At 32.4% G+C, this 23,610-nt stretch carries 28 protein-coding genes; 23 read left to right on the top strand and 5 right to left on the bottom strand.

Features of this window, described 5'->3' with window-relative positions; genetic code table 11:
• Positions 1 to 271 precede the first annotated feature (271 nt).
• From LKE46_RS03105 to LKE46_RS03115, 3 genes are all read left to right on the top strand, one after another.
• Entirely contained in the window at positions 272 to 1,402 is a 1,131-nt protein-coding gene (locus tag LKE46_RS03105) for a betaine/proline/choline family ABC transporter ATP-binding protein (protein ID WP_291718352.1), read from the top strand.
• Entirely contained in the window at positions 1,399 to 2,949 is a 1,551-nt protein-coding gene (locus LKE46_RS03110) for a glycine betaine ABC transporter substrate-binding protein (protein ID WP_291718354.1), read from the top strand. The genes LKE46_RS03105 and LKE46_RS03110 overlap by 4 nt, the downstream gene beginning before the upstream one ends.
• A gap of 115 nt (positions 2,950 to 3,064) precedes the next feature.
• On the top strand, positions 3,065 to 4,957 hold the full coding sequence (locus tag LKE46_RS03115) for an LTA synthase family protein (protein ID WP_291718356.1): 1,893 nt from the start codon (positions 3,065 to 3,067) through the stop codon (positions 4,955 to 4,957).
• Positions 4,958 to 5,024: 67 nt separating this feature from the next.
• Here LKE46_RS03115 and LKE46_RS03120 read toward each other — a convergent pair whose 3' ends face one another.
• Together LKE46_RS03120 and LKE46_RS03125 are read right to left on the bottom strand one after the other, a co-directional pair.
• Positions 5,025 to 5,429 carry a hypothetical protein gene (locus LKE46_RS03120; RefSeq protein ID WP_291718357.1) on the bottom strand — a complete coding sequence of 135 codons (405 nt, stop codon included), beginning with the start codon at positions 5,427 to 5,429 and terminating at the stop codon, positions 5,025 to 5,027.
• 72 nt (positions 5,430 to 5,501) lie between these two features.
• Positions 5,502 to 6,521 carry an AI-2E family transporter gene (locus LKE46_RS03125; protein WP_291718359.1) on the bottom strand — a complete coding sequence of 340 codons (1,020 nt, stop codon included), beginning with the start codon at positions 6,519 to 6,521 and terminating at the stop codon, positions 5,502 to 5,504.
• Positions 6,522 to 6,780: 259 nt separating this feature from the next.
• On the opposite strand from LKE46_RS03125, the gene LKE46_RS03130 reads away from it, so the two are divergent.
• The 6 genes from LKE46_RS03130 (at position 6,781) to LKE46_RS03155 (ending at position 10,508) form a co-directional block, all read left to right on the top strand.
• Positions 6,781 to 7,041, top strand: a complete 261-nt coding sequence (locus LKE46_RS03130) for a hypothetical protein (RefSeq protein ID WP_291718361.1) — start codon at positions 6,781 to 6,783, stop codon at positions 7,039 to 7,041.
• Positions 7,042 to 7,182: 141 nt separating this feature from the next.
• Positions 7,183 to 7,569, top strand: coding sequence for a GntR family transcriptional regulator (locus LKE46_RS03135; RefSeq protein ID WP_291718363.1), 387 nt, complete (start codon positions 7,183 to 7,185; stop codon positions 7,567 to 7,569).
• On the top strand, positions 7,570 to 8,265 hold the full coding sequence (locus LKE46_RS03140) for an ABC transporter ATP-binding protein (RefSeq protein WP_291718365.1): 696 nt from the start codon (positions 7,570 to 7,572) through the stop codon (positions 8,263 to 8,265). It abuts the gene before it with no gap.
• Entirely contained in the window at positions 8,265 to 9,044 is a 780-nt protein-coding gene (locus tag LKE46_RS03145; RefSeq protein WP_291718367.1) for a hypothetical protein, read from the top strand. Before LKE46_RS03140 ends, LKE46_RS03145 begins: the two co-directional genes overlap by 1 nt.
• Before the next feature lie 147 nt (positions 9,045 to 9,191).
• The gene (locus tag LKE46_RS03150; RefSeq protein WP_291718369.1) at positions 9,192 to 10,043 is read left to right on the top strand and encodes a DegV family protein; all 852 of its coding nucleotides are present in this window, start codon (positions 9,192 to 9,194) and stop codon (positions 10,041 to 10,043) included.
• 6 nt (positions 10,044 to 10,049) lie between these two features.
• Positions 10,050 to 10,508: a PadR family transcriptional regulator gene (locus LKE46_RS03155; RefSeq protein WP_291718371.1), complete on the top strand. Its 459-nt coding sequence runs from the start codon at positions 10,050 to 10,052 to the stop codon at positions 10,506 to 10,508.
• Between the two features lie 33 nt (positions 10,509 to 10,541).
• Here LKE46_RS03155 and LKE46_RS03160 read toward each other — a convergent pair whose 3' ends face one another.
• Positions 10,542 to 11,282 (bottom strand): TerC family protein, encoded by a 741-nt coding sequence (locus LKE46_RS03160; protein WP_291718373.1) that lies wholly within the window; start codon positions 11,280 to 11,282, stop codon positions 10,542 to 10,544.
• A 291-nt stretch (positions 11,283 to 11,573) separates the two neighbouring features.
• On the opposite strand from LKE46_RS03160, the gene LKE46_RS03165 reads away from it, so the two are divergent.
• From LKE46_RS03165 to rlmH, 5 genes are all read left to right on the top strand, one after another.
• Positions 11,574 to 11,879, top strand: a complete 306-nt coding sequence (locus LKE46_RS03165) for an ATP-dependent Clp protease adaptor ClpS (protein WP_291718375.1) — start codon at positions 11,574 to 11,576, stop codon at positions 11,877 to 11,879.
• A gap of 3 nt (positions 11,880 to 11,882) precedes the next feature.
• Positions 11,883 to 14,108 (top strand): ATP-dependent Clp protease ATP-binding subunit ClpA, encoded by a 2,226-nt coding sequence (gene clpA, locus LKE46_RS03170; protein ID WP_291718377.1) that lies wholly within the window; start codon positions 11,883 to 11,885, stop codon positions 14,106 to 14,108.
• A gap of 22 nt (positions 14,109 to 14,130) precedes the next feature.
• Entirely contained in the window at positions 14,131 to 15,363 is a 1,233-nt protein-coding gene (locus LKE46_RS03175) for a YibE/F family protein (protein ID WP_291725542.1), read from the top strand.
• Positions 15,364 to 15,455: 92 nt separating this feature from the next.
• Positions 15,456 to 15,770, top strand: coding sequence for a hypothetical protein (locus tag LKE46_RS03180; protein ID WP_291718379.1), 315 nt, complete (start codon positions 15,456 to 15,458; stop codon positions 15,768 to 15,770).
• Positions 15,771 to 15,979: 209 nt separating this feature from the next.
• Positions 15,980 to 16,459, top strand: a complete 480-nt coding sequence (gene rlmH, locus LKE46_RS03185; protein WP_291718381.1) for a 23S rRNA (pseudouridine(1915)-N(3))-methyltransferase RlmH — start codon at positions 15,980 to 15,982, stop codon at positions 16,457 to 16,459.
• Positions 16,460 to 16,706: 247 nt separating this feature from the next.
• On the opposite strand, the gene LKE46_RS17655 is transcribed toward rlmH, so the two are convergent.
• Positions 16,707 to 16,805, bottom strand: a complete 99-nt coding sequence (locus tag LKE46_RS17655; RefSeq protein ID WP_017752159.1) for a putative holin-like toxin — start codon at positions 16,803 to 16,805, stop codon at positions 16,707 to 16,709.
• A gap of 210 nt (positions 16,806 to 17,015) precedes the next feature.
• Between LKE46_RS17655 and LKE46_RS03190 the strand changes: the two genes are divergently transcribed.
• The 6 genes from LKE46_RS03190 to LKE46_RS03215 all read left to right on the top strand — a co-directional run bounded on the left by LKE46_RS03190 (position 17,016) and on the right by LKE46_RS03215 (position 21,165).
• Entirely contained in the window at positions 17,016 to 17,417 is a 402-nt protein-coding gene (locus tag LKE46_RS03190; protein ID WP_291718383.1) for a hypothetical protein, read from the top strand.
• 278 nt (positions 17,418 to 17,695) lie between these two features.
• On the top strand, positions 17,696 to 17,884 hold the full coding sequence (locus tag LKE46_RS17660) for a hypothetical protein (protein WP_363316096.1): 189 nt from the start codon (positions 17,696 to 17,698) through the stop codon (positions 17,882 to 17,884).
• Positions 17,885 to 18,332: 448 nt separating this feature from the next.
• Positions 18,333 to 18,938 (top strand): helix-turn-helix domain-containing protein, encoded by a 606-nt coding sequence (locus LKE46_RS03200; protein ID WP_291718385.1) that lies wholly within the window; start codon positions 18,333 to 18,335, stop codon positions 18,936 to 18,938.
• Positions 18,939 to 19,247: 309 nt separating this feature from the next.
• Complete coding sequence (locus LKE46_RS03205) at positions 19,248 to 19,520, top strand: ribosomal protein L7/L12 (protein ID WP_291718387.1); 273 nt, start codon at positions 19,248 to 19,250, stop codon at positions 19,518 to 19,520.
• Between the two features lie 191 nt (positions 19,521 to 19,711).
• A complete protein-coding gene (locus LKE46_RS03210) occupies positions 19,712 to 20,221 on the top strand; it encodes a GNAT family N-acetyltransferase (RefSeq protein WP_291718389.1) in 510 nt (169 codons plus the stop codon).
• Positions 20,222 to 20,349: 128 nt separating this feature from the next.
• On the top strand, positions 20,350 to 21,165 hold the full coding sequence (locus LKE46_RS03215) for an MBL fold metallo-hydrolase (protein ID WP_291718390.1): 816 nt from the start codon (positions 20,350 to 20,352) through the stop codon (positions 21,163 to 21,165).
• Positions 21,166 to 21,315: 150 nt separating this feature from the next.
• On the opposite strand, the gene LKE46_RS03220 is transcribed toward LKE46_RS03215, so the two are convergent.
• Entirely contained in the window at positions 21,316 to 22,128 is an 813-nt protein-coding gene (locus LKE46_RS03220; protein ID WP_291725547.1) for a nitroreductase family protein, read from the bottom strand.
• Positions 22,129 to 22,269: 141 nt separating this feature from the next.
• On the opposite strand from LKE46_RS03220, the gene LKE46_RS03225 reads away from it, so the two are divergent.
• The 3 genes from LKE46_RS03225 (at position 22,270) to LKE46_RS03235 (ending at position 23,592) form a co-directional block, all read left to right on the top strand.
• On the top strand, positions 22,270 to 22,611 hold the full coding sequence (locus tag LKE46_RS03225; protein WP_291718391.1) for a winged helix-turn-helix transcriptional regulator: 342 nt from the start codon (positions 22,270 to 22,272) through the stop codon (positions 22,609 to 22,611).
• A gap of 161 nt (positions 22,612 to 22,772) precedes the next feature.
• Positions 22,773 to 22,895, top strand: a complete 123-nt coding sequence (locus LKE46_RS03230; RefSeq protein WP_291718392.1) for a hypothetical protein — start codon at positions 22,773 to 22,775, stop codon at positions 22,893 to 22,895.
• A 103-nt stretch (positions 22,896 to 22,998) separates the two neighbouring features.
• Positions 22,999 to 23,592, top strand: coding sequence for a recombinase family protein (locus LKE46_RS03235; protein ID WP_291718393.1), 594 nt, complete (start codon positions 22,999 to 23,001; stop codon positions 23,590 to 23,592).
• Positions 23,593 to 23,610: the final 18 nt, after the last annotated feature.

The raw sequence follows: 23,610 nt of genomic DNA on the forward strand, positions 1-23,610 counted from the left end.
TTAACATATCGTAAAATTTTATTTAATTATATGAAAACATAAAATTTTCAAGCAATGTCCTAATCTATACTATATGGTGAAGTAGAGCTATTGTTAATAAAATAACAATAGCTCTACTACTTTTTATATTTTTTTCATAAATTTACTTTTTATGTATTGTGCATTTGATAAGTCATGTATTTTTATGTTAACATTAAGTTAGTTAAATTATTAAATATATAAAATAATTTGATAATTTGTTTAACAAATTTAGTCGAAGGGAGAAATTTCTATGATAGAATTCAAGAATGTTAGCAAGTCTTTTAAAAGCAAAACAGTATTGAATAATATAAATCTGGAAATTCATAAGGGTGAACTGGCAGTACTTATCGGTCCCAGCGGATGCGGGAAAACAACTACATTGAAGATGATAAACAAACTTATAAAACCAACTTCTGGAGATATTTTTGTCAATGGCAGGAATATAAGAAAAGAGGATACCATAGAACTCAGGAGAAATATTGGATATGTAATTCAGCAGACCGGACTTTTTCCCCATATGACTATATCAGAAAATATATCATTGATACCGAGACTGCAAAAATGGCCTGAAGATAGAATAGAGCGTAGAACAATTGAGCTAATGGATATGGTTGGAATGAATCCTGAAGAATATTTAGATAGGTACCCTGAAGAATTAAGTGGTGGACAGCAGCAAAGGGTGGGAGTGGCAAGAGCTTTTGCTATGGATTCGGATATAGTTCTTATGGACGAACCATTCAGTGCTCTTGATCCCATAACTAAAAACCAGCTTCAGGATGAATTGTTTGATCTGCAGCAGGAATTGAAAAAGACAATAGTATTTGTAACTCATGATATGGATGAAGCAATAAAACTTGGAGATAGAATATGCATAATGAAGGATGGCAATATACTTCAATTTGATATTCCGGAAGAAATATTGAAAAATCCAGCACATGGTTTTGTAGAAGAATTCATAGGAAAGAATAGAATTTGGAATAAGCCTGAATTTATAAAGGCAAGAGATATAATGATAACTAATCCTGTAGTAACCAATTCAGAAAGAACAATAGTTCAGGCGGTAGAAATAATGAGGGCAAATAAAGTGGATGCACTTATGATCGTAGATAAGACTTCGAAACTAATTGGCATAACAACCATTAAAGATATAAGAAGAGGTATGGATAAGACCTTGAAATTGAAAGATATAATGGAAAAGAATATATTTTCGGTGGATGAAGAAGACAGCATAGTTGATGTACTTAAGGAGATAAATGATGAGAAAGTAGGATATATACCTGTTCTGGATAATAAAGGTAAATTGGCAGGACTTATTACTAGAAGCAGTCTAATAACAGTTTTAAGTACTCAATTTTTGGATGCAGAGGAGGTTATCCAATGAATTCGATAGTGGAATTTTTCAATTTTGTGGCAAACAGGTCGGAAGAAATATTAAAGCTTTTTTTCCAGCATATAGAGCTTACATTACTGGCGGTTGTTATAGCTGTGTTGATAGGTGTACCTCTGGGGATACTCATAGAAAAAAACAAAAAAATATCCTCTATTATAATAGGAATAGCAAATATAATACAGGCAATTCCCAGTCTGGCACTTTTAGGATTCTTGATTCCAGTTATAGGTATAGGAAGTAAGCCTGCGGTTGTAATGGTGATTCTATATTCACTTCTGCCGATTATAAAAAATACATATACCGGACTGGTAGGTATAAATCCAAACATTATAGAAGCGGCTGAAGGAATGGGTATGACGGAGCCGCAGATATTAAAAATCGTGAAACTGCCTCTTGCACTTCCTGTAATAATGGCAGGTATAAGGATATCAGCTGTTACAGCGGTAGGACTTATGACAATAGCAGCTTTTGTAGGAGCAGGAGGCCTGGGTTATATGGTATTTACCGGAGTCCAAAGTGTAAACAATGATATGATACTTTCAGGGGCAATACCAGCCTGTATATTAGCTCTTATAATAGACTTCTCAATTGGATCAATTGAGAAGTCAGTAACCAGAAAAAAGAGAAGAAAAAGAAAATCTTCGTTGAAATATAAAAGTATAGCAGCTTTTGCAATCTGCATAATCATAGTTCTGGGATCAGTATTTTATTATAAAAATTCAAAGGATACTGTAGTAGTTGGAGGAAGAAATTTTACGGAGCAGACTATTATGGTATATATGGTTGGGGAACTTATTGAAAAAAACAGTGATGTAAAAGTAGAGTATAAGCCTAATCTAGGTGGGACAAATGTAATGTTCAATGCAATGAAATCGGGAAATATGGATATAGGTGTGGAATATACTGGTACTGCGTTTATGAGCATAATGAAACGTGACCTGGTTCAGGATTCTGATAAGGTATACAGAACAGTTAAAGATTATTATAAGAAGAATTTCGGGATAGAGTGGCTTGAACCAATTGGATTCAACAATACATATACCCTTGCTGTGTCGAGGGATACTTCAGGTAAATATGGATTGAATACAATGTCCGATCTTGCAAAGATAAGTAATGATCTGCGGTTGAGCTGTACCATGGATTTCAGGGAAAGACCGGATGCATTGAAGGCAGTCGAAAAAGTGTATGGAATTAATTTTAAGGACGTAAAAGGTATAGATGGTGGACTGAGGTATACTGCATTAAATCAAAAAGAATCAGATGTAATTGATGCTTTTTCTACGGATGGATTGCTCAAACAATTTGATCTGAAAATTCTAAAAGATGATAAAGGTGCATTTCCACCATATTATGCAGTTCCTACTATAAGAAGTGAAGTACTTAAAAAGAATCCTGAACTTAAAGACATTTTAAATAAGCTTGCAGGTAAAATAGATGATGAAACTATGATGGAGTTAAATTACAAAGTTGATAGTCTGGGACAGAAACCTGAAGCAGTTGCAGATCAATTTTTAAGGGAGAAAAAGCTTGTAAAATAAAAAAAGATATAATTAACAAATTGTTCATATAATTGCCATGAATGTGCCATGTTATTAATGTAAAATCTATGTTATTAATGTTAAAAAGTAGTTAAGCGAGGGAAGAGGAAAAACGATGAAGGCAAAGAGCGAAAAGATCTTTCACTTTATATTCAACTTTATATTTAACAATGTAGATATTATATTATTTAGTGTTCTCATTTTTATTAAATTATTCAAGTATTCTGAGGCTATTTCTCCAGACTATTTGTATAAGGCGGTTATATTGCCTATAATAGCTTCCATAGCTGTTCTGGTAAGTATTTCCCTGATGTTCAAGGAAAAATCCAGAGTCAGTTTTCTCTATATTTCCAACATAGTAATAAGTTGTATGCTTATTGCAGATATTATGTATTATAGATATTTCAAGGATATAACAACATTGTCTGCAGTGAGAAATGCCAAGCTGCTTGTTGGTGTATCGGACAGTGTAACCAATTTATTCAATTTTAAAGACATGTTTTATATACTGGATGTTTTTATATTGGTTCCATTTGAGAGAATCTATAAAAGGGTAAAGCAAAATTCCCTTACCTTTCCAAAGAGAATGTTAAGCTTTATAATTGTATTTGCAATTGGGATAGGTGTCAATGCAAAAGTACTGTATGGGGTTTCAAAAAGCCAGCCTACGCTATTGACTGCAATGAGCAATAGAATCTATCTTACTAAAATGATAGGAAATATAGACTTTCATATAGTGGATGCATATAACTTCATAAGTACAAATATAAAAAATTCTAAAAAACTTCCACTGGAAAGGCAGAATGAAATAAAGAGTTATTTTGAAAATAATAGTAAAATTAATGGACAGGCTACTGTAATAAAGGGAAAATACGAGGGAAAAAATTTAATAGTAATACAGGTGGAGGCACTGCAGGAATTTGTAATAAACAAGAAGGTAAATGGACAGGAAATAACTCCAAATTTGAATAGATGGATTAAAAAAAGCATGTATTTTAACAATTATTATTATCAGGTAGCAGGAGGTACTACTTCGGATGCCGAATTTATGTCAAACAATTCATTGTATCCTGCACAATCAGGAGCAGCCTACTATACTTACAGCGGCAATACCTATGATTCCCTGGGGGTTGCTTTAAAAAACAAAGGATACTATACTGCTGCATTTCATGGGAATACTGAAGGATTCTGGAACAGAAATGTAATGTACAAGGCTGAGGGATTTGACGATTTTTATGGAGAACACAGCTTCAATGTAGATGAAATAATAGGCCTGGGACTTAGTGATGAATCATTTTTAAAGCAGTCTCTTGACAAGATGAAAAAATTAAAACAGCCATATTATTCTTTTCTGGTAACCCTTACAAGCCATTTCCCGTATGATGCAGGAGAAAAATATGGTGACTTTGATGTAGGAGAGTATAAGGGTACTTTTATTGGAGATTATTTGAGGGCTATACACTATACTGATGCTCAACTGGGAAGGTATTTAGATGCTCTTGAAAAGGATGGTATACTTAAAAATTCAGTTTTGGCCATGTATGGAGATCATTTTGCAATACCAAAGGACAAAATTGACCAATTGTATAAATTTGAAAATGTAAGCAATCAAAATGATTATAGCTGGTTCATGTATCAGAAGGTTCCGCTTATAATGCATTTCCCTGATGGAAGCAATACTGGTGTTGTGAATCACAACTATACATGCCAAATGGATTTGTATCCTACTTTGGCAAATCTGCTTAATATTGAGAATAAATATATGCTTGGGAAGGATATGCTTAACAGCAAAAGTGGAAAAGTCGTATTCAGAAATGGTTCCTTTATAGATGGTAAAAATTTATATGTATCCTGGTCAAACAGTTACTATGATCTTGCTACGGGAAAGCCTGTTCAGGAAACTGCAGAGTTGAGGAAGGAAAAAGATAAATATACTAAGGAACTTCAGTATTCGGATGATTTTTTAAATCATAACTTATTGAAAACTTTTATGAATGAAGACAAATAATAAACAACTAGCTTGGACATGAGTTTATGTTCAAGTTAGTTGTTTATTTAGCTGTTCAGATGAATTCTTATAAAAACCACCAGAGCCAGAAAGGAAAACCACCAGGATAATAGTAAGGGTAATCGTATCTTCTCCTTCTTCTGCGTCGTCTTCTGGATCTTGTCATGTTGTCAGGATCATAGTCTTCATCATCATTTTCGCTGTCTGAGTAAGCACTATTGTATATTGTATCATTGTCTTTTTGTGGATAATATTGATTTGGCGCTGGCATCATTTCGGGAATACCGGGCACTATTCCGTAAGGCATCATCCCATAGGGAATCATTCCACATGGCATAGGCATATTATTATAATAGTCTTCGTTATCAATGCAACTAGAATCATAACATCCAGTGCTGCAGCTGGAATCATCGTTTATGTCGATTATTTGACCTTTGTCCTCATAGTCATTTTCTTGATCTTTAAACTTCATATTCATCCTCCATACAATTGACTATAATATTAAAGTATGTAACCGGACATATAATTGTTACAAATTTATAAGTTAATCATGTATTTTTACATTTAAAAGATCAAGTATAAACATGAATAAAGGTATTCCAATGAGGAGACCCCATACTCCAAGTATGTGTTCTGAAACTATCAATATTATAAAAGTAAAAAATATCGGTATTTTTACTTTTGATGACATGAGCTTTGGATTCAGTATATAGCTTTCTATACAGTGTATTATGGCTACCATGATGAGTACATATACAACTTTGGTCAATCCACCTATATTAAAGGCTATGAGAGACAGCGGAACAAGTGATATTATAACTCCGGCTACAGGTATGAGGCTGAGTACGAATATCATGAATCCAAGGGTTAAAAGCTGTGGAAAGTCTAATATGGACAGCATTATCACTGATAAAATTGTGTTTACAAAAGCTATTACTAATTGAGCCTGAACTACCTTACCGAAAGAATTCAAAAAATTTTTTCCAAAGAAAACAAGGTATTTATATAATCCGGATATCTTGCTATGTTCGAATTTTTTTGTAAATTCAGCCAGTGTCCTTTTTTCCAGAAGGAAAAACATACTCAACATAATTGATATGAATATGTTGATACTCCATTTCCCGATATCTGATACCAATTGTATGGATGCATTAAAACCGGACTTTATGTAACTTTTAATATCTATTTGACCTAACATGTCTACCAAATATTTTTGAATTATGTCTGAACTGTCATTATCAGTGAACTGAAGCTCGGAAAAATAGCTTACAAGTGATTTCGTCTGATTTATGAGCTGAGGAATATATTTTACTATTATAAATATGATAGATGAAAATAATGCAGCATACAGTATTGATGTAATTAAATTCTCAATGGCAGGAGTTACTTTTTTAAATCCTCTTAATATAAATGATTGAAGACTGTTCATTATGTAGGAAAATAAAAAAGTAAGCAGAAATAAATTTAATAGAGACTGAAATGTATAGAAAAATAATATTATGGCTACAAATAGAAGTGCTCTCTTTGTAGATTCTTTTGAAAAAAAATCTGTAAAAAAGTTCATATTAGCTCCCCTCAATAATAATATTTTATATTTCTAAAAAACATTATAATGATTAAATGGCTACAATTTCAATACATATTGGATAAAAAAGTGTCCAATAATAAAAAAATAATGAATTTCATACAATAAAATGTTGACATAAGAACATATGTTCGTTATAATTAGATAACAAATTAATTTCGGGTAATATTTCTGTAAGGTTTCATATATATTATTATATAGTTTCATCTATTAAATCTAATAATGGAGGTTTTGTCAAATGAGGGGATATAATCTTTTTGTAAGCATAAATTATAATGACGGCAGCAGAATTGTGTCTAAAAATAGCCTTAAAGTAAATAATGCAAATGTAAATTCAGGAAAATACATAGTGGGCAGTGGGATCATAAATAAGAGAAGAGGCAGTATAATATATACAGCGAAAACCATGAATGAAGTAAAACAGGTCACTGAAAATACAGGGCTTTCTAAAAATATACCAATAAAATACAAAATAGCTTTTATACCAAAGGAGTTATAGTTTGATATGCTGTTGATGATTTATGTCAATGGCTTTTTTTATAAATTTATATAAATTGATGAACTGTTGACTTATAGACACATATAGTGTACTATGTATATAGATCACTATATGTGTAAAAAGCTATAATGGAGGTGCAGTATGAAAACTGAATTTGATCCTAATATACCTATATACAAGCAGATAATGGATGGAGTTAAAAGAAGTATAGTATCTGCTGAAGTAAAGCCAGGTGACAAGCTCCTATCTATAAGGGAGATGTCTGAAAAACTTAAAGTTAATCCGAATACTATTCAAAGAGCTTATCAGGAGTTAGAAAGACTGGGTATTACATATACTCAGAGGGGAATGGGAAATTTTGTTAAAGAGGATGTGGGTATGGTGAAAAGATTGAAAGAAGAAATGGCAGAAAAAATAATAGAAAGGTTTATAGATGGAATGAGAAATATAGGATTTACAAATTCGGAAATAGTTAGTATAGTCAAGGACAAGATTGAAAATGAAAATACTGAAGAGGAGGGCAAATAGATGGAAACTTTGCTTAAATGCTCAAATTTGAAAAAGATATACTTTAATAAAAAAGCCCTGGATGGACTGGATATAGAGATAGCAAAAGGAAGGATAGTTGGCCTTCTTGGACCGAATGGAAGTGGAAAGACAACATTTCTTAAAATTGCAGCTGGAATATTGAAGCAGAGTTCAGGAGAAATACTTATAGATAATAATAAACCTGGAATTATTACAAAAGCAGAAGTTTCATATCTTCCTGACAAAGATTATCTGTTCAAATGGATGAAAATAAAGGATGCCATTAATTTTTTTAATGACATGTATAAGGATTTTGACTATGAAAAAGCCGTAAAGCTTCTTGAATTTATGAATCTTGATATGGATAGCAGAGTGAAGACACTTTCAAAGGGAATGAGTGAAAAACTGTATTTGACTTTGGTTCTCTCAAGAAACGCAAAATTGTATATACTTGATGAACCTCTTGGAGGTGTTGATCCTACCACAAGACAAAAAATACTTGATGCCATACTGAATATATATGACAAGGAAAGTTCAATACTCATAACAACACATCTTGTAAGTGATATAGAAAGATTGTTTAATGATGTTATCTTTATATCGGAAGGAAAAAAAATATTGTCCGGTGATGCCGAAGAACTCAGGTCAGAACGTGGTAAATCAATAGATGAAATATACAGGGAGGTATTCAAATAATGTTTAATCTTGTTAAATATGATGTAAAAAGCTATTATAAGGATTTTATCATAATGATATGTGCCATGGTACTTCTGAATCTGGCATTGTCAATTAAAATAAACAACTGGGGTCCAGATGCAATACTTGGATTGAGTATGGCAATAAGCTTTGTAGCAGGTATTGTAGCTATAATATGGAATGTAAGAGTGTTTAGCAGGGACATGTATGAGGATACAGGATATCTCCTGTTTACAACTCCCAAAAGTGGGTATACAATTCTTGGAAGCAAGGTTATAACATCTATTGTACAGGTACTCGCAGTAGCAGTAGTTTCATTGATTAGTATACTGATCTGGATTAATATATTAAAGGTAACCTCAGGATTCGTGTTTGATGTAAGAAGGATATTTGATCTGGTTATAAAAAATTTAAGTGCCAGTTTTATTATATTGTCCATTTTAGGTTCATTTGTAATTTATATGATCTTTCTTCTTACGGTATATCTTGCAATAACTTTAAGCAAGGTTGCAATTAAAAATAAAAAGTTTGGTAAAGTAGGAAGCTTTGTTATATTTATAATACTGGCAGTGGTTGAGGGAAAATTGCAGGACATTTTAATGAAGTTATTTCCGCAGACATTAAAACTGAGTGTAGTATCTTCAAAGGCTAAAGATCTGTTTATAACTTCAAATGATTTTATAGATGTAAATGTATCCCTGGTAATATCCAGTATAGTAATCATGGTTGTTACATTCTGGATTACAGCCTATCTTCTGGAGAACAAGCTGGATTTATAATATAAGAGTGGGGCCATAAAGTCCCACTCTTTGCTTTGATTTTATATATCAATAATGCTATATATCACTATTGATATATAAATGAAAGATGATATAATTAAATATAATATTTATTAAAATTGTCTGTTAGTTTTGGGAGGAATAGTTTTGGAAAAAATAGCTTTGATAACGGATTCAACCAGCGATTTGCCGGAGGAGATAGTAAAAAGATATAATATCTACATAATGCATTATAGAATAATATATAAAGACAGAGAATACAGAGACAAGATAGATATAAATCCTGATTATGTTTACAAGAATTTACACATAGAAATTCCAACATCGTCCATACCGCCTGTAGATGAAATGGAAAATACATTTAGTCTTCTTGAAAAACAAGGATATACCAATGCAATAATTGTAACTTTGTCAAGTGGTTTAACAGGATTTTATAATGGAATAAAGCTTGTAAGTGGAAATCATCCAAATATAAAAACTCATATAGTTGATTCCAAGTCCATATCCGTTGGAGAGGGTATTATAATTATGGAATGTGCGAAGTTAATAGAAAAAGGAATGAATTTTGATGATATAGTAAAAAGCATTCCATCCATAAAGAAGAGGATAAATTTGTTTTTTATAGTCGGTACCCTGGAATATTTAAAGAAAGGAGGAAGAATTGGAAAAGTTGCTGGAACTATAGGTGAACTTTTAAATATAAAGCCTATTATATCCGTGGACAGTAGTGATGGAAAATATTATACATATGATAAAGTAAGAGGAAGAAAGAAGTCTCTAAACAGAATGATAGAAATAGCATATAAAATTTTGAATATGAAAAAATGCAACTTATATGTCGTGCATGGGTTTGCACTTGAGGAAGCACGAAATGTATTTGAAAGAGTGAAGAGACACTCCAATATAATTTCATCAAAGTTTTGCGGCTCTATAAGCCCGGTGGCGGGAGCCCACAGTGGACCTGGTCTTGTCGGAATGCTGCTTTTTGAAGAAGAATAATTTGCAATGGATAGGCCTAAATTTACTAAAAGTACCAAAGAACAGGAGAAGATGTTGTACAGGGAGTACAAAAAAAAGCTGGAGAATCTAAAAAAAATAAAAAAAGAGCGTGAATCAGTAGGTCAGGTATTTACAAAAGGGCTTCTTCCTTTGTATGTTATGTACATTTTAAGTCTGGGACCAACCAATGGAAACGAAGTATCACATAAAATCGGGGAAAGAACGGATGGAAGGTGGATTCCAAGTACAGGTGGAATTTATCCGATTTTAAAAAAACTTGAGAAAAATAATATGGTGGAAGGCAGATGGGATGATTCAAATAAAAAAATGCAGAAGATATATTATTTGACGGATATAGGAAATGCAGAACTTGAGCATAGAAAATATCTTTTGAAAAACAAGATAGAGGAGGCACTTGAGGTATTTGAAATAGTATATAGGGATTTGTATGGAGAAGGAGATTGATGTATGTTTTAAAAATCATGCATCAATCTCCTTCTAATTTACTTTTCTTTTTTTCTCTTTTTGTTTTTCATATTCTCTGTATTCTTTAAATGAGTAGTTTCTTGATCTATTTATGCTATAGATTCCATAAGCTATAGTCAATATGGCGGCACCATAACTTATTATATTTACCATAGTGGATGACAAGAGATTTTTAGTCAGGTTGTCCTCAAAAACCAGTTTGAAAGATGTATGTGCAAGCACGGCAGCACCTATATAGGTAACTATTGGATATCGCTTCATTAGAGTGGCTACAAACTGACTGCCGAAAAATATAATAGGTATATTCAGAATCAGACCAAATATTATAAGTATGGTATTCCCGTCTGCAACGCTGGCTATTGCAAGGACATTATCCAGGCTCATGGTTGCATCCGCAGCTACTATGCTGAGAATTGCGCCCATAAATTTATTCGAAGAGTTTATATGTATATCATTATTGTCACCATTTTTTTGTTCGGGTTTTATAAAATTAAAAGTGATATATATTAATATAATTCCCCCTATAAGTCTTATGGGAAGCCATTCTATTACCAAAATGTAAGTTATCAGGCAGGCAAATATTATCCTTAAAACTACAGCAGCAATAACTCCAATCAGGGAGGCTGCTTTTGCATGCTTTTTTGGTAGATTTCTGGTGGCAAGTGCAATAACACCTATGTTGTCACCACTTAATACTATATCCAGAAGAGTAATTTGCAGAACACTTACTGCAAAAGCGGTTAGATTTTCCATATTTTTAGCTCCTTATTAATTAGTCTTTGATTGTATATTCAACAACTATTAATATTTTATCATAAATTTACAAGAATATAAAGCGGGTAATCTTATAATATAGTTACAATACATGCTATATAAGTTTTTAAACACCACATAGCTTTATTAAACTTTTGATATTACTAATTTATGTATACTTTATTTTCAATATATTTATAACTAGTTTTTATTTTAGTTCATACATGTACACTTTTAGTATGAATTGTGCTAAAATAATTCTAAAATAAATTATTTCGGAGTTGTTTTTAAATGAGTTTGGAAGTTAAAGCTACTGAAGATACAAAATCCAAAATCAAGTTGGAGAAACCTAGATTATACAAAGTTGTTATATATAATGATGATTATACTACCATGAATTTTGTAATTGAAGTTTTGATGAAGATATTTATGAAACAGCTGGAAGAGGCTACTAGGATAATGTATGATGTACATAAACGGGGGATTGGAATTGCAGGAATCTACTGCTATGATATAGCTCAAACGAAAATGATTCAGGCTATGGATATGGCAAAAAACAGTGGATTTCCACTGAAATTTAGTATGGAAGAGGAATAGCTTATGAAACTGGATAAAATAGTAAATGAAATTATAAATGCTGCCTATGACGAGGCAAAATACTGTAAACACGAATATTTTACTCCCGAACATATTCTATATGCATCTCTGTTCTTTTTAGAAGGAATAGATATTATAGAAGGATGCGGTGGTAATGTACAGGATATAAAAAGGGATCTCATGCAGTATTTCAATGATCACATAGATACTATCGACAAAGGGGAGCCTGTTGAAACTGTTTCTCTTCAAAATATAATTACTTCTGCAGGTGAACATGTCCTTGCTTCTGAAAAGGAAGTCATACGATTGGGGGATATATTCATATCCATATATGACGAGGAGAAAAGTTTTGCCAGTTACTATTTAAAAAAGCAGGGAATAAAGAGAATAGATATATTGAACTATATAACTCATGGAATCTCTGAAAAGGGTGCAGAATACAATGAAAAGAATGAGTCAAAATACAATTTTGAAAGTGACCTTCAGAGCGCAAATATCAAAATGGAGGATTTCACGGTGGAACTTACTCAAAAAGCCAGAAAAGGAGAAATTGACCCACTAATTGGAAGAGACGAAATATTAAACAGAACCATGCAGGTATTGACAAGAAGAACAAAAAACAATCCAATCCATGTAGGTGAACCGGGAGTAGGGAAAACTGCCATCACAGAGGGGCTTGCAAAGTTGATTGCAGATGACAGAGTACCTTCAAAACTGAAAAACAGCAGGATATATTCTCTTGACATGGGATCAATACTTGCAGGTACAAAATACAGGGGAGATTTTGAAGAGAGGATAAAAAATATATTGAACACAATACAAAAACAGGATAAATCCATTGTGTACATAGATGAAATACATACAATAATAGGTGCAGGATCGGTATCTGGAAGTTCACTTGATGCAGCAAATATTCTAAAACCATTTTTAACCAGCGGCAAGATTAAATTTATAGGGGCTACTACCTATGATGAATATAAAAAAATATTTGAAAAAGACAGAGCCCTGTCGAGAAGATTTCAAAAGATAGAAGTTCCTGAGCCATCTATAGAGGAAACTTATAAAATACTTACTGGTATCAAGGGTCAGTATGAGAAATTTCATAATGTAACCTACACTGAGGATGCCTTGAGTGTTGCAGTGGAGCTTTCTGCAAAATACATAAATGATAGGTTCCTCCCGGATAAAGCTATAGATGTAATAGATGAAACTGCAGCATATTCGAGACTCCATTCGGAAACTGATGACAATATATTAATTTCAAAAGAAGATATAGAGAAAACAGTTTCCTTGATTGCAAAGATCCCACAGGAAAGTGTATCCAAGGATGAATGTGCCATATTAAAAAATCTGGAAACTACTCTTAAAAATAAAATATTCAGCCAGGATAAGGCTATAACTTCACTGACAAGAGCCATAAAAAGATCAAGAGCCGGTTTTAATGATGAAAACAAGACAATTGCGAACCTTCTGTTTGTAGGGCCCACAGGTGTTGGAAAAACTGAAATAACAAAACAGCTTGCAAAAGCAATGGGAATTCCACTTATAAGATTTGATATGAGTGAATATCAGGAAAAACATACCGTAGCCAGACTTATAGGTTCTCCTCCAGGTTATGTAGGATATGAAGAAGGCGGACTGCTGACGGATTCTATAAAAAAGACTCCTTATTGTGTTCTGCTTCTCGATGAAATAGAGAAAGCTCATCCTGACGTATTAAATGTACTTCTTCAGCTTATGGATTATGCTACACTTACAGACAATACCGGAAGAAAAACTGATTTTAAAAATGTCATACTCATAATGACGTCCAATGCAGGTGCAAGATCTGTCGGAAAGCCACTTGTGGGATTTGGGAACAGGGTTATGGAAAGAGATGCCATAGATGATGCCGTTGAGAAAGCATTCTCACCTGAATTCAGAAACAGGCTTGATGATATTATAGTATTTAATGCCATTGACAAGAATATGGCTTATCTAGTTGCCAAAAAAGTACTGGGTGAATTCGAAGATAAGCTCAAGACAAAGAGAATAAATGTAGAGATTACTGAAAGATGTTATGACTTTCTGGCATCAAAGGGAATATCCATGGAATATGGTGCAAGAGAGATAATAAGGATAGTGAATCAGGAAATAAAACCTTACTTTGTGGACAGAGTATTATTTGATGAAGATGTTCGTAATAATACAATTATAGATGCACAGGACGGAAAGATAAAGATTATATAGAATAATTGGGAAGGTGACTCCAATATTTAGGTTAAGTAAAAAAATCATTGCCATATTAGTTGCAGTAGTGAGTGTACTGTTTATATCTTCCGGGGTTATTGCATCTTCTACAAACAGTAGTTCAGAAAATAAGCCGGTTCACGGTAAAGTTGTCAAGATACATAATACATCGGAATCCTTGAAGAAAAATTCAATAAGATATTTATATGTAGATGTAAAGATAACCTCGGGAGAAATGAAGGGTAAGGTAATTACAGTCCAGAATTCAGTAAGTGGAAAAATAAATGATGAAAGCAGCAATACCCAGAGTTTTGCAAGAGTAGGCGACAATGTACTTGTAAATATAGACAAATACAAAAGTGGAGATCCAAGTAGTGCATATATATATGAAATTGTAAGATACAGATATTTATATGAACTAGGTGCAGTGTTTGTAATTCTGCTTATTGTCATTGGAGGATTTAAGGGGTTTAAGTCCGTAATAACCCTTGCAATAACCGGTTTTGCCATAGTAAAGGTACTTATTCCCCTTGTAATGCAGGGATTTAATCCTATTTTTGTAGCTACGGCAATATGTTTGTTTTTGATTGTAGTAAATCTCACCATAATAAGCGGCAGAAATGAGAAAACACTGGCTGCAATTATAGGTACTTCAGGTGGGGTTGTGATTGCTGGTGCCATAGCGCTGTTCTCCAATTCAATTTTAAGAGTGAGCGGACTTACTGATGATGAAATGCAGACCATAATATATACTGTACAAAATGCAAATTTCAATTTTTCGGGTTTATTGTTTGCTGAAATAATAATGGGAGCATTGGGAGCAGTTATGGATACAAGCATATCAATTGCATCTGCAATAAAGGAGTTAAAGGATGCAAGACAGGATATGAACATGAAGGAACTTGTGAAGTCAGGAATGAATGTAGGAAAGGACATTATGGGAAGCATGTCAAATACGCTTATACTTGCCTATGCTGGTGGTGCCATGTACCTTATGATAATGATAGCTTCCTATTCATATACAACATCCATATCCACTGCCATAAATCAGGATGTAATAGCGGCAGAAGTTCTTAAGGCACTTGCAGGAAGTATAGGGCTCATATTTGCAATACCCATAACTGCATTTGCGGCATCATTTTTAATTACCAGAAAGAAGAAAAAGGTTCAGTATGATAAAAGCCCCGGAGTGGATGAATTATATGACAAATTCAAGAGCCTATTCTTCAAGGACAAAAAAGATGAAAATTCATAGATAATTTATCTCAGTAACACTTATAAGTCTAAAGTAATATACTAAGTACTGAAAATATCAGGATGAAAAATCAGTAAAAGGAGGACGAGCAAGTGGATACTACGGTAAATTTTTATATGGTTTCAGATTATGATTCAGGGGATGTATTGAAACCTTATGAGAGCATAAAATCGGACAATGATATGTATTTTAATCTCAAGCCAGGTGATACGATAATCTTAAAAGACGATAAAGTAGAGTATTCAATAATTAAAGTTGTAAAAAATCTACATGCTGATGAATTGAATATATATATTGATAGAATAAAGAGCAAAGAGGAAGTTATGGATGATATTGAGGAATTGGCTAACAAGGCTTTAAAAGGTGTTCTGGAATCATTAAAAGAAACACTTGAAACAGATAAATAGCATTATAAACAAAATTTTTGTATTGTAAAATTTAATTCAATGTGATATCATAGTAACTAACATTATAATTGATTATTTTATTTTGAATTGAACAAATGAGTATTTGTTTTAAGAAAAATGTAATTTTATGATGGAAAGTCCTTTTAAGGGGCTTTCTATTATTTTTTGGTAATTGTGTTTGTAATATTTTATATGCAGGTGAGGGTAATATGAATATAACATTGGTTACAGTTGGAAGGCTGAAAGAAAAATACTTAAAGGATGCAGTAGGAGAATATACCAAAAGATTATCCAGATACTGTAAAATAACTATAATAGAACTTCAAGATGAAAAAGTTCCTGATAATGCCTCGGAAAAGGATAAAGAAATTATTAAAGACAGAGAGGGAAAAAGGGTACTAAAACATATAAATAGCAATATGTATATAGTAGTACTTGATTTAAATGGAAATATGATTACATCAGAAGAATTTTCAAGGTTTATTGGGAATCTTGCTTTAAAGGGAAACAGCAGCATTGCTTTTGTAATAGGGGGCTCCCTCGGTATTTCCAGGGAAATTTTATATAAAGCCAATTATAGGCTCTGTTTTTCACAGATGACATTCCCTCATCAGCTTTTCAGGGTAATGCTTCTCGAGCAGATTTACAGGGGATTTAGGATATTGAAAGGAGAACCTTACCATAAATGACGTAGCTTTTTTGTTCAATGTGTTGATATGAGCGGGTTAAAGGGATATGTTTAAAATAATATGAATGAAAATTTTTATAAAAATATGATTTTAAATCATAAAATGTGTTATAATATAAATACAAAGAGAGAAAATAAAAACAGGATGCTGGTAACATCCTGTAGTGTACAATCTAGTTGCTTAGGCAACTGGTATAACTATTTAATGTTTATATAAAATAGTAGTCTCCAATTGCGAGGTGGGACTACTATTTTTTTATTTCTTTAATAAGTAAAACTATAAATGTTAACAATGAAATGAGGAATAATCCTGCTTCAAAAAGTAACATTAAGATGTCATTACTCATTGTATCACCTCCCTTCAGCAGGGATGAGTGATACCAGTAGCCCACATGCAACGTATTCAATTGTACCAGTAAATTATAGCATGTCTAATAGAATAATTCTACAGTTTGTATTATGTGTTACTTTAAATATATATTATAAAAAAGAAAAGTATTTGTTGATGATACTAAAGTCAATGAATGCTTTATTTTTTATATTTGGAGGATGGTAATATGAGAATTATCAAAACACTAAGAGATATTGAGCTGCTGAAGAAGAAATCACAAATAAATAGAAAAGTACTTCAGGAAATTGAGGAATATTTCAATAATGTATACAGCAACATAGGCAAGCCAGAAGGAAAGACAATAGATGAGTTTTCACTAAAGGATTGTGGAATAATTGTATACATTGAAGATGGAGACAATGTCTGGGACTTGGAACAAATAGGGCTGAACCCAGGAGACAATGGACTTTTGGGAGCAGTTCCGGAGTGGATTGATGAACAGCCTATAGGAGAAGATAAACTGGAGAGTAGATGCATAGTTTGCAACAACGAATATGTCTTGAGCATATTTTTGCTAAAGAACAACATGGATAATGAAGTAAAAAATTGGATAGAAGATAACAGATAACTACCTAATCTCGAATTAAAAAAAGAGATTGGGTGGTTATTTTTCTACCTGAAAAACTAGAAAGCCTTAATTGCTGTTTTTTGCCAGTGATTAAGGTTTTTTAATATTTTTAATGGAAGGGGAGTAAATATGGTAGAAAAATCATAAAGGATACTAAATACTGTCAGATATTCAGCCAGGGGAAAATATCAGATGAAGAATATTATTGTATTGAGAAGATATTTGTAAAGGCCAAGGAGAGAGAAGAAATAAGGTTTAGCCTATACAGAGATACAACATTGACACCGCAGAGATATATTCCAAGGTCACTGGATGTGACGGAAGAAGAACTGCTTGAATTAATGAAACAGGCTATGGATAATTCAGTATTTTCAAAGGAATTCATAAAGAAGTTGAGTGAACTGTTGAATCAAAAGCAGCCTAAAAATCAGAGTAAAGGGGAGTTGAAAGATGACAAACAAAATTAATGGGAAAATATTAGATACAGATAAATCTAAGGCTATTCTCGTACTATGGCGTATCTTTCAATGGTAAGATGATAACAAACTTTTTGCATAGAGTACAGAAATTTCTATGTAAGACTCTTAACAGACGAAGTGATAAGAAAAGTTACTGTTGGGATGGATATACAGAAATGCTAAAGTATTATCCGCTAGCAAGACCAAAGATATATTTTAAACTGTTTTAACTGTGAATGTTATTATGAGGAGCCGTATGCGGGAAAGCCGCACGTACGGATTCTGTGAGGGGCTTACATTGTGAGGTGTAAGTCTACTCGACTGTTTAATACACACTTATAGTGCAATAAAATGGCATGTAAAATCCATTTTACATATTAAAAAGTAGTGATGTAAAATAGATTTGATAGCATGAACACGCTCCGAATGATAGAATGTAAGCAGGAGGAATATCAAAGTGGACATTAGCAAACAAATAAAAAAATATAGACTCGATTCAAAATTATCGCAGGAGGATTTGGCTGAAAAAGTATTTGTAACGCGGCAGACAATTTCAAACTGGGAAAACGGTAAGAACTATCCTGATATAAATAGCCTGGTACTATTAAGCACTCTCTTTGGTGTTTCTCTTGATATTCTAGTTAAAGGAGATTTGGAGGAAATGAAAGAAGAAATTAAAATAGAGGACATCAAAAAATTTAACCGTGATGGTATGATTTTTACTGTACTGCTTATGGCAACAGGAATATTGGTCATTCCACTATTTCTTTACCTTAATTTTATTGGAGTTGCAATCTGGTTAGTGCTATTTGGCATTACGATGTATTATGCAAGGTGTATTGAAAAGCAAAAGAAAACCCATGACGTTCAGACATACAGAGAAATCATAGCTTTTACGGAGGGAAAAAAACTTGATCAAATTGAAAAGAGTTGTGAAATTGCAAAACGCCCATACCAAAAAGCGTTATTAGTAATTTGTTCAGGATTGATTGCAGTAGTTGTATCTCTAGGAATGTATTTTTTATTTAGATTAATTCAGTATATCAAATTGTTACTGGTTTAGAAATTCCAACTAATTGTACAATATTCTTAGACTACGGTGATGATAGTGCTTATTTTTTCAAATCTAAGTGTCTTTATTATCTCTGATTACTTTTTTAGCCTTGAGATAGTAAAGTAGTTCTTTTTTATCTTCTTTAAAAAAGTGTTGGTATGTCGATAGTTTCTGTATTTTTAGATACTAAGGGGGAGCAGTTTTGTTTTTATATTTTAAGGATGAGTACATTATATTAAATGGTATAATTTATTTATGAACTAATTCACAGTAGTAAGATTATTGTGATTTTATTATTAAAAATTAAGGAGGGCACATATGAGTGATGGAATTGCTTTAGTAGGTTTTTTGATAGTAATACTTATGGGCTTAGAAATTAATCAATTACGAAGTGAAGTTAATCTTATGAATTCAAAATTAAATAAGATTTCTAAATGTGTTGGCGTTTGTGATGAATTGAAAGAGGAAATTATTGAAGAATTGAAAGAACTTGTTTCTCGAGGAGAGAAGATTAAAGCAATTAAAAAATATAGAATGGTGACTGGAGCTGGTTTAAAAGAAGCCAAGGATTACGTTGATTCTTTAAGTTAGTTAAAAAAGATATTCTTTGAAAATTGAATAGGTTAAGAAAGGAAATTTTAATTATGAGATTATCACAAAAATTAAAACAATTGAGAAAGACAAAAAATGTCAATTGCGAGAATTCAATTTACATTGAGGTGATTAGTAATGTCGAAAATGAACTTCTAGTCTAATTTTTAGTTCAGCTCTGGAGGGAAAAAATGGATTTAAGATTGGCTAATATCAACGACTTATCGAAACTCAAAGCTATGTATGAAAATATAATTGATGATATGATAAGAAACAATATACCGATTTGGGACGAAATCTATCCGTGTGAGTTTTTTAGCGATGATATTAAAAATAATCGCCTTTATTTATTGGTCGAGGAGCATGATGATATAGTTGCAGCGTTTGCATTATGTGAATCAAATGCTGGAGAAAGTTATATGAAATGGGGAAATGCCCATAACAAAGCATTATATCTTGACCGTTTTGGAGTTAATGTTGATTATTCAAGACGAGGGATTGGCAGTATAATGCTTAAGCATGCTATTGCACTCACTAAGCAGAAAAATGCTAAATATTTAAGGCTTTTCGTTGTGGATATAAATAAACCAGCCGTAAACATGTATTTAAAAAATGGATTTAGACAGATAGATGGAATCTATGAAGAAAGAATCGATGATAATCTTATATTGTGTGAATATGGATTTGAAATAGAAGTTTAAGGTAGTCACAAATTTTAAATTTTGTAGAGAAGGTGAAGTTATGAAGATATTTTTTCGTATGCATCCAAGAAATCGCTTATCCTCTGTGCAACTATAAAATTATTACTGTACAGAGGAGTGTATATTAAATGAATAGATTAAATAAACCAGTTTTTACAAAAGAAACAATCAGAGAAATGGAAGATATGTCATTTTTCATACATGCTAAGATTTTTGATGATTTGCTAATTGTTGCACAAAAGCAGACAAATTGTTTTGTATTGAAAACAAGTGATGGGCTGATAGTAATAGACGCTATTTGGCCGGCAAAAGAAGCTTTTGAGGCAATAATAGATTCCATTGAAGATATTGGCTGGGATCCCGCTGCAATAAAAAAACTGGTCCTGACACATGGCCATGTTGATCATACTGGATGCGGAAAATGGTTTGTTGAAAAATATCATGTTGATACATATCTTTCTAAAGTGGATGATATTTTTTGGAGCGAGCATCCAACAAAACCTGGCAGACCGGAAACGTGGAAAGATTATAAGATTAATATTTATATCCAGGATGGTGATGCTGTAACATTAGGTGATAAAACAATATATGTTTATGGTACTCCTGGTCATACTCCGGGAGGACTAAGTTACATGTTCCCTGTAAAAGAAAAGGGGAAAATGCATATGGCAGCATTATGGGGAGGAACGACACCACCTTGGACAAAGAACGAAGTGAAACAATATCTCAAGTCATTGGATTACTTTATAAGTGAAGCAATCTGTAAAAAAGTAGATGTGGCTTTAAGTAATCATACAGCTATAGATAATGGCTTGGAACGTATTATGTATTCAAAAAAAAGATTGGACTACATGCCCAATATTTATATTGTTGGTCAGGATGGATTCCAAAATTATTGTCAGGTATTTCGTACATTGAGTTATGAGATGCTTGAAAAATTATAAATATAACATGAAATCGATAAATTCAAGGTTTGTATAATTCAATATAGATTCATCCGAGTACCAAAAATATCGGCACTATTGTCACTGTAAAAGATAGAATACGGTGATGATAGTGCTTTTTTAAGCTAATATCTACTGTACATTAGAATATCATTCAATGAAATTAACTTTTAGTGGATTTCTATTAACTAATCTCTGAAATTTATATTTTGGATATCCAACCATAACAGCACCCGTTACTACTTTATCCTGGGAAATATTAATCAAATCTAATAGAGGTGCATATTCTGCAAAAGCACACATCTCAAATAGTCCGGCCCAGCAGCTTCCTAGTCCTAAAGAGGTTGCAAAAAGCTCCATATATGTAAACTGTGAAATTGTATTTTGTCTGCCATTTTTTAAATCTTTAGAAGCAGTTCCCAAAATCAAATTGGGTGCATCCCGTAGTATTACATCGTTTCGATTTTCCTTGTAATCTTTAATATGAGCAGAAAAACTCCAGTATCCTGATGACTTGGTTACTTGTTCTTCCATCCACGCCATTACAGTTTCTGTCAATTTTCTAAGCAACTCTCTATTTTTAATAATAATATATGAAATCCCCTGGCTATTACTTGCCGTAGGGGCAAGCCTCGCAATATTAACTAATTTTATAAGTTTTTCTTTTTCTACAGTTATGTCTTTATAACAGCGAATCGATCTGCGTGATCTAAGAAATTTTTCCGCTGTTACTTCATTTATTACAGGAAATGTTTCTAATTTAATCTGATTTTTTAAAGGAGTTTTAATATTGTCAATTGCACTATTAGGGCATACTGCAGTACATTGTCCGCAGTCGATACAAACTTTTTCAACGACCTCTTTTGGACCATTTTCGTCCATATGTAAAAACTTTGTTGGACACACTTTAGTACAAATTCCACATTTAATACATTTCTCTTTGTTTATCTTAATTAATTTCACCATCTACGCCTCATTTTTGTTTGAAATTTGTATACGAAAACTACTTACGCTATAATAATATATATAAATGTAAAACATGACAAGTACGCACTTATAAGTGCTATAGTAACCATTTGTATACTATTTAAGGAGATGTTCCTAATGATAAAATATAAAAATACAGAATACCAATGTTCTATGGAATTAACTTTAAATATAATAGGTGGAAAATGGAAACCAATTATTCTTTGGTATTTGAGCAGCAATACTCTAAGATTTGGAGAATTAAAAAGGAAAATGCCTAAAATAACACAAAAAATGCTTGCACAGCAGCTTAAATCACTTGAAGAAAATGGACTTGTCAATAGATTTGTATATAATGAAATACCACCTAGAGTAGAATATTCTCTTACATATACAGGAAAAACTCTTATTCCAATTTTAGAGAATTTATCTGAATGGGCACATGAATATATAAATGTAAATAAATCGCAATGCCTTTGACAGGATATTGATATCGAAATTTAGAAAGTAAAGTTTAAATCTATACAACAGCAGTTAACCAGAAAACTAGAGACTAGGTTTATAACTAAATTAATTTAGTTATAAAGTCTGGTCTTTTATTTTTAATATTATAAAAGAGTTTTGGGGTAGAAGGAGCATCCGTGTCATGTTTTGAAATCGTGATAATTGGAAAGGAATTGAGCCAGAAAATACTTGCAAAGATTTTATTTTGCCAGGTGATTGCAGACGTTATAGAGGCTGTGGACAAAGAAATTAAAAAATAAGTAAAACGTAATTAAAAAAACTATGAGTACTCAGGAGGTATCAACAATGAATTGGTTTATTAGCAAATCGAGGATATTAAAAGTAAAGGACTAAAGACAAAAGATGAAAATATATGCGTATATTAGAGTGTCCACAAAGGATCAAAATGTAGATCGACAGCATGAAGCTTTAAAAAAATATGCTGAATCCAGGAATATTAAATATGATGCTATATTTGAGGATAAAGCAAGTGGAAAAGACTTTGAGAGGCAACAATATAGAGCACTAAAGCAGGTTGTAAGAAAAGGTGATATGATAGTTATAAAAGAGCTTGATAGACTAGGCAGGAACTTCATGGACACACCAAAAGAGCTTCAATATTTCTTTGAAAAGGGTATAAAAGTTGAGATACTTGATACACCATTAATTCATACAGGTGACGAAAAGCTTGATTATACTATAAACAACATGCTTATAGGCTTCCTCTCATATATTGCAGATAAAGAGAGGGAAAAAATAAGATCCAGGGTTAGAGAAGGGTTAAAGGCTGCAAAAAAAAATGGAGTTATACTTGGCCGGCCCAGAAGGAAACTACCCAAGGATTTCGAGAAATATTATAATAAATGGAAAGAAAAAAGCATTACAGCAGTAGAATTTGCAAAATTACTAGGCGTTAGCAGAGCCACATTATATAGATATATTAAGGACTGTCAATAACTCACCGCCTATAGAGGT

The organism is Clostridium sp. (genome assembly GCF_022482905.1).
Classification (GTDB): domain Bacteria; phylum Bacillota; class Clostridia; order Clostridiales; family Clostridiaceae; genus Clostridium_B.

Coding starts and splice junctions, on each gene's coding strand:
- LKE46_RS03105 (WP_291718352.1), top strand. CDS start 272: ATGATAGAATTCAAGAATGTTAGCAAGTCTTTTAAAAGCAAAACAGTA.
- LKE46_RS03110 (WP_291718354.1), top strand. CDS start 1,399: ATGAATTCGATAGTGGAATTTTTCAATTTTGTGGCAAACAGGTCGGAA.
- LKE46_RS03115 (WP_291718356.1), top strand. CDS start 3,065: ATGAAGGCAAAGAGCGAAAAGATCTTTCACTTTATATTCAACTTTATA.
- LKE46_RS03120 (WP_291718357.1), bottom strand. CDS start 5,429: ATGAAGTTTAAAGATCAAGAAAATGACTATGAGGACAAAGGTCAAATA.
- LKE46_RS03125 (WP_291718359.1), bottom strand. CDS start 6,521: ATGAACTTTTTTACAGATTTTTTTTCAAAAGAATCTACAAAGAGAGCA.
- LKE46_RS03130 (WP_291718361.1), top strand. CDS start 6,781: ATGAGGGGATATAATCTTTTTGTAAGCATAAATTATAATGACGGCAGC.
- LKE46_RS03135 (WP_291718363.1), top strand. CDS start 7,183: ATGAAAACTGAATTTGATCCTAATATACCTATATACAAGCAGATAATG.
- LKE46_RS03140 (WP_291718365.1), top strand. CDS start 7,570: ATGGAAACTTTGCTTAAATGCTCAAATTTGAAAAAGATATACTTTAAT.
- LKE46_RS03145 (WP_291718367.1), top strand. CDS start 8,265: ATGTTTAATCTTGTTAAATATGATGTAAAAAGCTATTATAAGGATTTT.
- LKE46_RS03155 (WP_291718371.1), top strand. CDS start 10,050: ATGGATAGGCCTAAATTTACTAAAAGTACCAAAGAACAGGAGAAGATG.
- LKE46_RS03160 (WP_291718373.1), bottom strand. CDS start 11,282: ATGGAAAATCTAACCGCTTTTGCAGTAAGTGTTCTGCAAATTACTCTT.
- LKE46_RS03165 (WP_291718375.1), top strand. CDS start 11,574: ATGAGTTTGGAAGTTAAAGCTACTGAAGATACAAAATCCAAAATCAAG.
- clpA (WP_291718377.1), top strand. CDS start 11,883: ATGAAACTGGATAAAATAGTAAATGAAATTATAAATGCTGCCTATGAC.
- rlmH (WP_291718381.1), top strand. CDS start 15,980: ATGAATATAACATTGGTTACAGTTGGAAGGCTGAAAGAAAAATACTTA.
- LKE46_RS17655 (WP_017752159.1), bottom strand. CDS start 16,805: ATGAGTAATGACATCTTAATGTTACTTTTTGAAGCAGGATTATTCCTC.
- LKE46_RS03190 (WP_291718383.1), top strand. CDS start 17,016: ATGAGAATTATCAAAACACTAAGAGATATTGAGCTGCTGAAGAAGAAA.
- LKE46_RS03205 (WP_291718387.1), top strand. CDS start 19,248: ATGAGTGATGGAATTGCTTTAGTAGGTTTTTTGATAGTAATACTTATG.
- LKE46_RS03210 (WP_291718389.1), top strand. CDS start 19,712: ATGGATTTAAGATTGGCTAATATCAACGACTTATCGAAACTCAAAGCT.
- LKE46_RS03215 (WP_291718390.1), top strand. CDS start 20,350: ATGAATAGATTAAATAAACCAGTTTTTACAAAAGAAACAATCAGAGAA.
- LKE46_RS03225 (WP_291718391.1), top strand. CDS start 22,270: ATGATAAAATATAAAAATACAGAATACCAATGTTCTATGGAATTAACT.
- LKE46_RS03235 (WP_291718393.1), top strand. CDS start 22,999: ATGAAAATATATGCGTATATTAGAGTGTCCACAAAGGATCAAAATGTA.